The 9,866-nt window shown below is 74.7% G+C and carries 12 protein-coding genes; 3 read left to right on the forward strand and 9 right to left on the reverse strand.

Annotated features, from left to right (window positions below):
* Positions 1-31: 31 nt before the first annotated feature.
* Positions 32-1,201 (reverse strand): zinc-dependent metalloprotease, encoded by a 1,170-nt coding sequence (locus ACFRMQ_RS31890; protein WP_380734205.1) that lies wholly within the window; start codon positions 1,199-1,201, stop codon positions 32-34.
* A gap of 198 nt (positions 1,202-1,399) precedes the next feature.
* Positions 1,400-3,052, reverse strand: coding sequence for a D-alanyl-D-alanine carboxypeptidase/D-alanyl-D-alanine-endopeptidase (gene dacB, locus ACFRMQ_RS31895; RefSeq protein ID WP_380734206.1), 1,653 nt, complete (start codon positions 3,050-3,052; stop codon positions 1,400-1,402).
* Between the two features lie 94 nt (positions 3,053-3,146).
* Here dacB and ACFRMQ_RS31900 point away from each other — a divergent pair, with 94 nt between their 5' ends.
* Positions 3,147-3,638, forward strand: coding sequence for an inorganic diphosphatase (locus tag ACFRMQ_RS31900; RefSeq protein ID WP_030244505.1), 492 nt, complete (start codon positions 3,147-3,149; stop codon positions 3,636-3,638).
* Between the two features lie 127 nt (positions 3,639-3,765).
* Here the strand turns inward: ACFRMQ_RS31900 and ACFRMQ_RS31905 are convergent, their stop codons facing one another.
* The 3 genes from ACFRMQ_RS31905 to ACFRMQ_RS31915 all read right to left on the reverse strand — a co-directional run bounded on the left by ACFRMQ_RS31905 (position 3,766) and on the right by ACFRMQ_RS31915 (position 5,754).
* On the reverse strand, positions 3,766-3,975 hold the full coding sequence (locus tag ACFRMQ_RS31905; RefSeq protein ID WP_380734207.1) for a dodecin: 210 nt from the start codon (positions 3,973-3,975) through the stop codon (positions 3,766-3,768).
* Positions 3,976-4,097: 122 nt separating this feature from the next.
* Complete coding sequence (locus tag ACFRMQ_RS31910) at positions 4,098-5,057, reverse strand: asparaginase (RefSeq protein WP_380734208.1); 960 nt, start codon at positions 5,055-5,057, stop codon at positions 4,098-4,100.
* 73 nt (positions 5,058-5,130) lie between these two features.
* Entirely contained in the window at positions 5,131-5,754 is a 624-nt protein-coding gene (locus ACFRMQ_RS31915) for an ABC transporter substrate-binding protein (protein ID WP_380734209.1), read from the reverse strand.
* A 491-nt stretch (positions 5,755-6,245) separates the two neighbouring features.
* Between ACFRMQ_RS31915 and dtd the strand changes: the two genes are divergently transcribed.
* On the forward strand, positions 6,246-6,686 hold the full coding sequence (gene dtd / locus ACFRMQ_RS31920) for a D-aminoacyl-tRNA deacylase (protein ID WP_380734210.1): 441 nt from the start codon (positions 6,246-6,248) through the stop codon (positions 6,684-6,686).
* Between the two features lie 12 nt (positions 6,687-6,698).
* On the opposite strand, the gene ACFRMQ_RS31925 is transcribed toward dtd, so the two are convergent.
* From ACFRMQ_RS31925 to ACFRMQ_RS31935, 3 genes are all read right to left on the reverse strand, one after another.
* Positions 6,699-7,661, reverse strand: coding sequence for a YgfZ/GcvT domain-containing protein (locus ACFRMQ_RS31925; protein WP_380734213.1), 963 nt, complete (start codon positions 7,659-7,661; stop codon positions 6,699-6,701).
* Positions 7,662-7,680: 19 nt separating this feature from the next.
* Positions 7,681-8,145: a Fur family transcriptional regulator gene (locus ACFRMQ_RS31930; protein ID WP_380734211.1), complete on the reverse strand. Its 465-nt coding sequence runs from the start codon at positions 8,143-8,145 to the stop codon at positions 7,681-7,683.
* 101 nt (positions 8,146-8,246) lie between these two features.
* Positions 8,247-8,849 (reverse strand): FABP family protein, encoded by a 603-nt coding sequence (locus tag ACFRMQ_RS31935; RefSeq protein WP_380701894.1) that lies wholly within the window; start codon positions 8,847-8,849, stop codon positions 8,247-8,249.
* A 348-nt stretch (positions 8,850-9,197) separates the two neighbouring features.
* Here ACFRMQ_RS31935 and ACFRMQ_RS31940 point away from each other — a divergent pair, with 348 nt between their 5' ends.
* Entirely contained in the window at positions 9,198-9,560 is a 363-nt protein-coding gene (locus ACFRMQ_RS31940) for a DsrE family protein (RefSeq protein WP_380701892.1), read from the forward strand.
* A gap of 10 nt (positions 9,561-9,570) precedes the next feature.
* Here the strand turns inward: ACFRMQ_RS31940 and ACFRMQ_RS31945 are convergent, their stop codons facing one another.
* The gene (locus ACFRMQ_RS31945) at positions 9,571-9,807 is read right to left on the reverse strand and encodes a hypothetical protein (RefSeq protein WP_380734214.1); all 237 of its coding nucleotides are present in this window, start codon (positions 9,805-9,807) and stop codon (positions 9,571-9,573) included.
* Between the last annotated feature and the right edge of the window lie 59 nt (positions 9,808-9,866).

The raw sequence follows: 9,866 nt of genomic DNA on the forward strand, positions 1-9,866 counted from the left end.
TCCGTGGCGCGCCCGCGCCACGGACGCGCGGTCAGCGGGCCACCCGGGCCACCCAGGCGGCCGGGTCGTGGATCTCGTCCTTGGTCGGCAGGGTGTTCGGGGAGGTCCACACCCGGTTGAACCCCTCCATGCCGACCTGCTCCACCACGCCGCGCACGAACACCGCGCCGTCCTGGTACTGGCGCAGCTTCGCGTCCATGCCCAGCAGCCGGCGCAGCAGCAGGTCCAGCCGGTTGGCGCCGCGGTCCCGGCGCTGCTGGAACTTCTCCCGGATCTCGGCGACCGTCGGCACCACGGCCGGCCCGACGCCGTCCATCACCACGTCCGCGTGGCCCTCCAGCAGCGACATCACCGCCGTCAGCCGGCCCAGGATCTCGCGCTGCGCGGGCGACTGGACGATCTCCAGCAGGTTCCCGGAGGAGGCGCTCTCCCGGCCGCCGCCCGGCAGCCCGCCGAAGGCTCCCGCCGCGTCCCGCAGCCGCTCCAGCAGGGCACCCGGGTCGACGTCCGTCTCCGCGAGGAACGACTGCACCTCGGACTGGATGTGATCGCGCAGCCACGGCACCGCGGTGAACTGCGTCCGGTGCGTCTCCTCGTGCAGGCAGACCCAGAGCCGGAAGTCGGAAGGGTCGACGTCCAGCTCCCGCTCGACGTGCACGATGTTCGGCGCCACCAGCAGCAGCCGGCCCGGCCCGGGGCCGTCGGGCCCCAGCCTGGGCTTGTCGAACAGCGCGGCCGGGCTGTCCGGCGCCTCCAGCGGGGGCTCGGCGGGCGCGAAGGTCTCGTACTGGCCCAGCACCTTGGTGGCCAGGAACGCCAGCAGCGCCCCGACCTCGATCCCGGTGGCCTTCTCCCCCACCGCGCCGAACACCCCGGCCGTCGCGCTGTTCGCCCGTCGCGCCTGGAGCTTCTCCACCAGCGGCTGGACGACCGTCCGGAAGCCCGCCACGTTGGCCCGCACCCACCCCGGGCGGTCCACCACCAGCACCGGCGTCGCCGCGGCCTGGGACAGGCTCGACGAGCGCATGCCGGTGAACGCCCGCACGTGCTCCTCCGCCGCCAGGGCGTGCCGGCGCAACTCGGCGACCACCGCCGCCGCTTCCTCCCGGCTCACTTCCGGCCCCGGCCGCACCAATCTGGTCGCGGTTGCGACCGCGAGGTTCCAGTCGACCATGTCAGCACCGCCACTCGCGCTCGTCATGCCCTCACCGTACGTGCTCCCCACCACCAACGGCAGCCACCCGCCGTGAACACCTCTCCCCCGCCGACGGCCCGCCGACGCGGGGCCGGTCCGGAGGGCCGCGCCGAGGGCCGGGGCGGTCCGGCGGCGGGCCGGGCGGGGTGGCGCGGGCCCGGGACCGACCCGGGCGAACGCGCGGAGTGCGGAGCACCGGGTCGGTCAGCGGCAGCCGCAGGTGGTCAGGCGGGCGGCGAGGCGGTCCATGGCGGCCCGGGCGGTGTCGGCGGGGGCGGCGGTTCGGGTCATGACGGCGAACGCGAGGAGCCGGCCGTCGGCGTCGACGACGGTGCCCGCGAGGGTGTTGACGCCGCTGAGGGTGCCGGTCTTGGCGCGGATCAGGCCGGCGGCGTCGGCCGAGCCGGAAGCGGAGCCGTAGCGCTTGTCGAGGGTGCCGGTGAAGCCGGCGACCGGGAGACCGGTGAGCACCGGGCGCAGGGCGGGCTGCTGCTCGGCGTCGGCCAGGGCGAGGAGTCGGACCAGGACCGCGGGCGGTACCGCGTTGCCCGGGTGCAGGCCGCTGCCGTCGTGGAGGACCACGTCGCCCGTCGGAACGCCGAGCCGGGCGAGCTCCTGGGCGACGGCGGCCGCCGCCCCCTCGAAGCTCGCCGGCTGGTGGGCGGCGAGGGCGACCTGACGGGCGATCGCCTCGGCGAGCTGGTTGTCGGAGGTGGTCAGCAGGCGTTCGACCAGGCGGGCGACGGTCGGCGAGTCGACGCTGCCGAGGAGGACCGTGCCGGGGGCGGCCGGGGCGGGGGCGGGCGAGGCGGCCAGCCCGGGCTTGCCCGTCACCGTGATGCCGCGGTCGCCGAGCAGCGCGGCGAAGGCGTCGGCGGCCGCCGCCGCCGGGTCGGCGACCCGGTCCGGCGCGTCGTCCCGGCTCCTCGGGTCCACCTTGCCCTCGTCCACCATCAGCGGCTGCACCAGGGCGATGTTCTGACCGTCGTGGTTCCCGTGCCGCGGGCCGCCGGCGTACATCGACAGGTCGTAGTCCAGCCGCACCGCGGTGGTGCCGAGGTTCTTGAGGGCCGCGGCGGTCCGCTGGGCGAGGGCGTCCAGGGAGGCCGGGGCGGTGTCGGCGTCGGCCGGCTGGCCGCCTATCCGCACCTGGTCGGCGGGCAGCGCGGTGAGCGTCGGGTCGCCGCCGCCGACCAGGGTGATCGTGCCCGGGTCCGTGCCCCGGACCACCCGGGTGGTCAGCCGGGTGTCGCCCGGTATGAGGGACAGCGCCGCGACCGAGGTGGCCAGCTTGGTGGTGGAGGCGGGGGTCGCCGGAGTGTTCTCCCCGGAGCCGTACAGGAGTCGGCCGGAGGCGGCGTCCGCGACGGCGAAGGCGACCTCGCCGAGGCTCTTGTCGGCCAGGGCCCCGGCGAGCGCCTGCTGGAGGCCCTGCGCGGTGGGGAGGGTCGCGTCCGGGCCGCCGTCGGCCGCCGCCAGGACGGCGCCCGACGCGAGGGCCGGGCGTGCGAGCGGCGATCCGCCGCCACCGGGCGCGGAGGCGGCGGGGGGCGCGGAGGCCGCGGCGGGCGCGCCCCGGCGGGAGGGTGCGGCGCTCGGGCCGTCGCTCGACCGGAGCCTGGCGTCGCCCTTCCCGTGGTCGCCCCCGCGCCGGTCGTGGCCGCCCCCGTGTCCGTCGTGGCCGCCCCGCCCGTCGTGGTCGGCGTCCTCGCCGTGACCCGCGCTGTGCCCGCCCGTGGAGGGGGACGGCTGCGCGTGCGCTCCGCCCGCGGTCAGCACCGTGCTGACGACCAGGAGGGCCGCCCCGAACAGCCCCGCGGCCGTCCCCGTGGCCGTCCCCGCGCGGCGACGCGCCACCCCGCCCCCTGCTCCCACCGACCGGCCCCTTTCCCAAGCACTCACTCCCGTAGGAGACACTTGGATTCTGTCAGTCCCTACCTTGGAGGAACCGTTGGAATTCGACGTCCTTATCGAAATCCCTAAGGGCTCTCGCAACAAGTACGAGGTCGACCACGAGACCGGCCGTCTGCGGCTCGACCGGATGCTCTTCACCTCGACCCGTTACCCGGCCGACTACGGCTACGTCGAGGGCACGCTCGGCGAGGACGGCGACCCGCTGGACGCCCTGGTCATCCTGGACGAGCCGACCTTCCCGGGCTGCCTGATCAAGTGCCGCGCCATCGGCATGTTCCAGATGACCGACGAGGCCGGCGGCGACGACAAGCTGCTCTGCGTCCCGGCGACGGACCCGCGCTGGGAGCACCTGCGCGACATCCACCACGTGTCGGAGTTCGACCGCCTGGAGATCCAGCACTTCTTCGAGGTCTACAAGGACCTGGAGCCGGGCAAGTCCGTCGAGGGCGCCAACTGGGTCGGCCGCGCCGAGGCCGAGGCCGAGGTCACCGCTTCGATCAAGCGACTGGCGGAGCAGGGCGGCCACTGAGCCGTCGTTCCGATCTCGTTCGATCCAGGGCAGTTCGAGGTAGGTCGGGACAGCCTGGGCCGGGGTCCGCGGATTCGTCCGCGGGTCCCGGCCCCTGTCGTGTCCGGGGGCGGTGCGCCGGACCGGGTCACTCCTCCAGCCGGAAGCCGACCTTGATGCACACCTGGTAGTGCTTGACCCGGCCGTCCTCCAGGTGGCCCCGGACCTGCGAGACCTCGAACCAGTCGAGGTTGCGCAGCGTCCGGGAGGCCCGCTCCACCCCGTTGCGGATCGCGGCGTCGACGCTCTCGGTCGAGGACCCGACGATCTCGGTCACCCGGTACACGTGGTCGGTCATGGCGGACTCCCTGCGCTGTGCGACGGCCCCCGGTCCACCGTGCACCGGCCCGGCTCCGCCCGCACCCCGGCGGACGGCCCCTGGCCCCGGCCCCCGGACCCCGGGCGGGACCCGGGCGGGCCCTAGAACGCCGCCCGCACCTCGCCGACCGGGGCGCCGCCGCCGAGCAGCGGGGCCGCGCCGATCCGTGCGAGGGTCTCGTCCGCCCCGGTCACCCCGAGCCGGCGCAGCGCGGCGGCCAGCACCGGGCCGCGGGCCCGCTCGGTGCCGTCCTCGATCTTGAAGGCCAGCGCCCGACCGTCCGGCAGCGCCACCACCTGGACGGCCTCGGCGCCCATCTTGGACAGCGCCCCCGGCACCGCCCGCATCAGCCAGGTGTCGGCCCGGCGGGTGCCGGCCACGTACTCGGGGTGGGCCCGCATCGCGTCGGCCACCCGGCGCCGCTCGGTGCCCTCGGCGGCCAGCACCAGGCCGCGGTAGCCGCGGGCCAGGCCGGTCAGCGTGACGGCCAGCAGCGGCGCGCCGCAGCCGTCCGTCCCGGCGTGCGCGGCCGTCTCGCCGGTGCCCTCCTCCAGGGCCTCGTGGGCCAGCCGCTGGATCGGGTGGGCCGGGTCGAGGTAGCTCTCGGTGTCCCAGCCGTTGGCCACGCAGGCGGCCAGCCAGCCGGCGTGCTTGCCGGAGCAGTCCATCAGGATCGGCGCCCGGCCACCGCCGGAGGCGAGCCGCAGCTCCGCCTCGGTCTCGTCGAGCGGAAGGTCGGCCGGGGTGCGCAGGGCCGACTCGTCGAGCCCGGCGGAGCCGAGGATGGTCCGCACACCATCAAGGTGAAACGATTCTGCGGAGTGGCTGGAGGCCGCCAGCGCCAGCAGCTCGCCCTCGATCGCCAGCCCGGCCCGCAGCGTGGCCACCGCCTGGAACGGCTTGGCCGTCGACCGGGGGAAGACCGGCGCGTCCGGATCGCCGAGCGCGAACTCGACCGAGCCGTCGGCCGCGAGCAGCACCAGGGAGCCGCGGTGACGGCCCTCGACGAAACCGGAGCGCACGACCTCGGCGAGAACGGGCGCGGTGACGGGCAGGGACATGGCGGATGAGCCTTCCGGGGCGAGGGTGGGGCCGGGAGAGAGCCGGGCCCACCGCCCGCGGTGGCTCACCCGGTCAGAGCGGCCCCCCTGCGAGCAGGTCGTCGACCCGTGCTTCCCCATCACGGTACCTGCGGGTGATCTCGGCACTGCAACCGTCGGCGGTGCGCAGCAGCCGCCTGCGCCGCCCGGACACCTCGCGCTCGTGCGCCCGCAGCCGTTCCAGGGCTGCCAGCAGTTCCTCGGCCGGGTGCGCCGCCAGATCGGCGAGCTGGACGTCGCCCATCAGCGTGTCCGCCTCCAGCCGGGACTCCTCGGTGCGCGGCGGGCCGAGGGTGACGTGCCGGGCCGAGCGCCGCACGCTGGAGGGCGCGTCGGTCAGGATGGCCGGCAGCCGGTCCAGCAGGTCGCCGGGGGCCGGGTCGGACGGACCGGAGGGGCCGGCCGGACGGACCGGGCCGACGCCGGGCCGCCGGTCGAGTTCGGCGCGCAGGATGTCCATCCGCCCGTGCAGCAGCCGCCGCAGGTAGGACAGGTCGGCCTCCTGCTCCAGGGTCTCCCGGCGCAGCACCCGCAGCTGGTCCAGGCCCAGCCGTTCCAGGTCGGGCTCGTCCTGCGCGCCCGGCGCCCGGCCGTACGGGCCCCCGAGGGCCCGCACCACCGGCCCGGACCGGTCCCGCGCCGCGCTGCTCGCGTCCATCACCCAACCACCTGACGTCGTCCGATCCCGCCCGCTCGCGGCACCCCGTCGCTGCCGCCGGTCCGTCCCGTCCCCCGACGGGCCCCGCTTCCACCGGCCGTCCGGGAGCCCCGGAGGTTCCGGCCCGGCCACGGCCGCCCGCCGGCTCGGCCGCCCGGCCGGACCCCGGCCCGGCGCGGCGGACCTCCTGGCGCCCCGGACCCTTCGTACGGTCCACCAGCGTGCCACCCCTCCCGGCGCACGCGCACCGCCCGTGCACCCGAACGGCCCCCTGGCGAACGGGGGTGGCTGATATGACCGGGCCTTTCCGCAGGAAGAGTGGCGCCCGCTTCCGCGCAGGCGCGCACACCACGGCGTGCACCACCTCTGCGCGCGCCCCTGGTGTGCGCCGTGGCCGGCCGCCCCGGCGGGCACGGGACGGGCGTGGAACGGGCGCGGCCCGGCGCCGGGGGCCCTCCGGGGGCCGTACGGCGCTCCGGCACAATGGCGGCATGCGAGCAGTGGTGCAGCGAGTGACCGAGGCCCGGGTGACCGTGGCCGGTGAGACCGTCGGCGCGATCGAGGGGCCCGGGCTCTGCGTCCTGGTCGGCGTCACCCACGACGACACCGCCGCCAAGGCCGCCCAGCTGGCCCGCAAGCTCTGGAGCCTGCGGCTGCTGCCCGCGAACGACGAGGGCGTGGAGCAGTCCTGCTCGGACCTCGGCGCCCCGCTGCTGGTGATCAGCCAGTTCACCCTCTACGGAGACGCCCGCAAGGGCCGCCGCCCCACCTGGAACGCCGCCGCCCCCGGCCCCGTCGCCGAGCCGCTGGTGGACGAGGTGGTGGCGCGGCTGCGGGACCTGGGCGCCGTAGTGGAGACGGGCCGGTTCGGCGCCGACATGCGGGTGGCGCTGGTGAACGACGGCCCGTTCACCGTCCTCGTCGAGGTCTGAGACCGCGGACCGCTACTGCGGGACGATCACGTCCTGGGTGCCCGGCACCGTCCCGGCCAGCAGCACCGCGTCCACCGGGACGTTCCGCTTGACGATCGCCAGCGCGATCGGCCCCAGCTCGTGGTGCCGGGCCGAGGAGGTCACGAAGCCCAGCGCCCGTCCGTCCGGATCGGCCGCCAGCCGCACCTCGGTGCCGTGCGGGGGCAGCGTCTCCTCGGTGCCGTCCAGGTGCAGGAAGACCAGCCGGCGCGGCGGGCGGCCCAGGTTGTGCACCCGGGCGACGGTCTCCTGGCCGCGGTAGCAGCCCTTCTGGAGGTGGACGGCGGTGCGCAGCCAGTCGACCTCGTGCGGGATGGTCCGGTGGTCGGTCTCGAAGCCCAGCCGGGGCCGGTGGCCCTCGATCCGCAGCGCCTCGTACGCCCAGACCCCGGCCGCCGGGCCGTACCCGGCGGTGAGCCGCTCCAGCTCGCCGCGCGGCACGAACAGGTCGCGCCCGTAGGGGAGTTCGCGGACGGCGGCGACACCCTCGACGGAGCCGGTGGAGCCGGCCGGCAGGTGGACCACGGCGTACTCGGCGGTCGCGTCGGCGACCTCCACCCGGTAGAAGAACTTCATGCCCTCCAGGTAGGCGACCAGCGCCTCCTGGGTGCCCGGCTCGACGTGCGCCCAGGTGGTGGTGCCGTCGTCCACCAGGTAGAGGGCGTGCTCGACGTGCCCGTTCGGGGAGAGCACCAGCGCCTCGGCGGCCTGCTGCGGCGGCAGTTCGCTGACGTGCTGGGTGAGCAGCAGGTGCAGCCAGGAGAGCCGGTCCGCGCCGGTGACGGTGACCACGCCGCGGTGCGAGAGGTCGACGAAGCCGGTGCCCCGGGACAGGTTGCGTTGCTCCCGGAAGATGTCGCCGTAGTGGGCGGCGACACCCTCGTCGGGCCCCTCGGCGGGGACGGCTCCGGGCAGGGAAAGCAGCGGGCTCTTCACACCGGTCATACCGGCCAGCTTACGGCCGGTCCCCGGCGAGCTTGGCGGTGCAGTCGGCGCAGCGGCCGAAGATGGCGAAGTGCTTGAGGTCGGTGTCGAAGCCGTGCCGCTCGCGCAGGCGGTCGATCAGCGGTTGGGCTATCTCGGTGCCGGTCTCGGTCACCTGCTCGCAGTCCCGGCAGACCAGGTGCAGGTGGTGGTGGCGGCCGGCCAGGTGGTAGGTCGGGGCGCCGTGGCCGAGGTGGGCGTGCGAGACCAGGCCGAGTTCCTCCAGCAGCTCCAGGGTCCGGTAGACGGTGGAGATGTTGACGCCGCTGGCCGTCCGGCGGACGTGGCAGAGGATGTCGTCGGGGGTGGCGTGGTCGAGTTCGTCGACGGCCTCCAGGACGAGCTGCCGCTGCGGGGTGAGGCGGTAGCCGCGCTCGCGCAGGTCGCTCTTCCAGTCGCCGGAGAGCTGCCAGTCGGTGGTGCCGGTGTCCGCCACGGTGCTGTCCCTGCCAAGGTCGGGGGTCCTGAGGCAAGTGTAGGGACCGGCCGCCCGGCCGGTCCCTACCTCGTGCACGGAAAGTCCGGCCGCCCGGCCTCCTACTTGAAGAAGGCGATGCCGTCGTCCGGCAGGTCGTTGATGTCCTTGATCAGCTGGGCCGGGCTGAGCACCTTCTTCAGCTGCGCGGACATGTACGGGCGCAGCGGCACGTTCGGGGCGGCCTTCTCGCCGACCCAGAGCAGCTCGCCGTTGACGAAGCCGTACAGCCGCTTGCCGCCCGAGTACTCCGGCGAGCCCTCGATCCGGGCCACCGCGTCGGTGGAGACGTCGACCTGCGGCTTGCCGTCGGCCAGCTCGCCGTACCAGATCTCGACCGTGCCGTCGTCGCGGACCGAGGAGATCTCGATCCCCCGGACGCCGCTGGTGCCGTCGTGGTTGCTGGTGATCCGCCAGAACGCGTGCTCGTTCTCCAGCGGACGGACCTTCTCGCCCTCGTTGTCCAGCACCCAGGTGCGGGAGCGGAACTCCAGGAACGGCCGGCCGTCGTGCCGGATCACGATCTCCTGGCCGAAGTTGCACTTCTCCGCGCCGGGGCCCCCTTCACCCGGTAGCGGGGCATAGACGCCCGCGCCTTCCCAGGTGCCGAGGAGGAAGGCGAGCGGGACGACGTCCTTGTGGAGGTCAGAGGGGATCTCGATCATGTTCCTGGTCGCTGTCGTCGTCGGTGTGGGACTGCCTCAACCGTACGGCAGGCTCAGCGCTGGCCCTGGTACAGCTTCATCACCGAGAAGACGGCGAACCAGGTGATCAGCACGGCCATCAGGGCCAGCAGACCGTCGAAGAAGATTTCCAGACCGGACACGGGGGGCTCCCAGGCGGCGACAGTGTGGTGGATTTTGCTCCGCTCACTCTATCCGGCGGGCTCCGGGCGCTCGCGGTGAGCCCCACCACGTCGCCGTTCGCGTCGTTCTCCCACGGCTGCCCAAGCTTTGCCCAAGGGTTCCGGGGATGCCGGACGGGCGGGGCGGCGGGCGCTCTATGGTGGCGCCATGTCGAAGAAACTGGTCATCAAGGTCACCGCAGGGGCGGACGCGCCGGAGCGGTGTTCGCAGGCGTTCACGGTGGCGGCGGTGGCCGTCGCCAGCGGGATCGAGGTCTCGCTCTGGCTGACCGGGGAGTCCTCCTGGTTCGCGCTGCCGGGCCGGGCGGCGGAGTTCGAGCTGCCGCACGCGGCGCCGCTGCCGGACCTGCTGGAGTCGATCCTGGCGGCCGGTTCGGTGACGCTGTGCACCCAGTGCGCGGTCCGGCGGGGCATCGAGCAGAAGGACACCGTCGAGGGTGTCCGGATCGCGGGCGCCCAGGTCTTCGTCAGCGAGATCATGGCGGACGGCGTCCAGGCGCTCGTGTACTGACGTCCGACGCCTACGGGCGCTCCTCGTGGTCGGGGCGGTCCCGGTCGTGGCCGGGCTCGTCCCACTTCGGGTCGTCCCAGCGCGGGTCGTCCCACCAGTCGTCGTCCCGGTCCCGCTTGTTGGCGAACACCGCCGCGGCGGGCGGGATCACCATGGCGACCACGCACATGCCGATCGCCGCGCCGACCGAGAAGAACCGCACCACGCCCCAGGCCATGACGAACAGGCCCAGGCACACGCCCATCATGGCGAAGTAGTAACGACGCCGCCGCCTTGCCTGCACCCCTCCACGGTACGGCCGAGGGC

This window comes from Kitasatospora sp. NPDC056783, from assembly GCF_042789895.1.
Taxonomy (GTDB): Bacteria; Actinomycetota; Actinomycetes; order Streptomycetales; family Streptomycetaceae; genus Kitasatospora.

Excerpts from the sequence above, each read along its gene's own strand:
- ACFRMQ_RS31905 (WP_380734207.1), bottom strand. The coding sequence starts at position 3,975 with ATGACCGACCACGTGTACCGGGTGACCGAGATCGTCGGGTCCTCGACC.
- ACFRMQ_RS31910 (WP_380734208.1), bottom strand. The coding sequence starts at position 5,057 with ATGTCCCTGCCCGTCACCGCGCCCGTTCTCGCCGAGGTCGTGCGCTCC.
- ACFRMQ_RS31915 (WP_380734209.1), bottom strand. The coding sequence starts at position 5,754 with ATGGACGCGAGCAGCGCGGCGCGGGACCGGTCCGGGCCGGTGGTGCGG.
- ACFRMQ_RS31935 (WP_380701894.1), bottom strand. The coding sequence starts at position 8,849 with ATGATCGAGATCCCCTCTGACCTCCACAAGGACGTCGTCCCGCTCGCC.
- ACFRMQ_RS31940 (WP_380701892.1), top strand. The coding sequence starts at position 9,198 with ATGTCGAAGAAACTGGTCATCAAGGTCACCGCAGGGGCGGACGCGCCG.
- ACFRMQ_RS31890 (WP_380734205.1), bottom strand. The coding sequence starts at position 1,201 with ATGACGAGCGCGAGTGGCGGTGCTGACATGGTCGACTGGAACCTCGCG.
- ACFRMQ_RS31945 (WP_380734214.1), bottom strand. The coding sequence starts at position 9,807 with ATGATGGGCGTGTGCCTGGGCCTGTTCGTCATGGCCTGGGGCGTGGTG.
- dtd (WP_380734210.1), top strand. The coding sequence starts at position 6,246 with ATGCGAGCAGTGGTGCAGCGAGTGACCGAGGCCCGGGTGACCGTGGCC.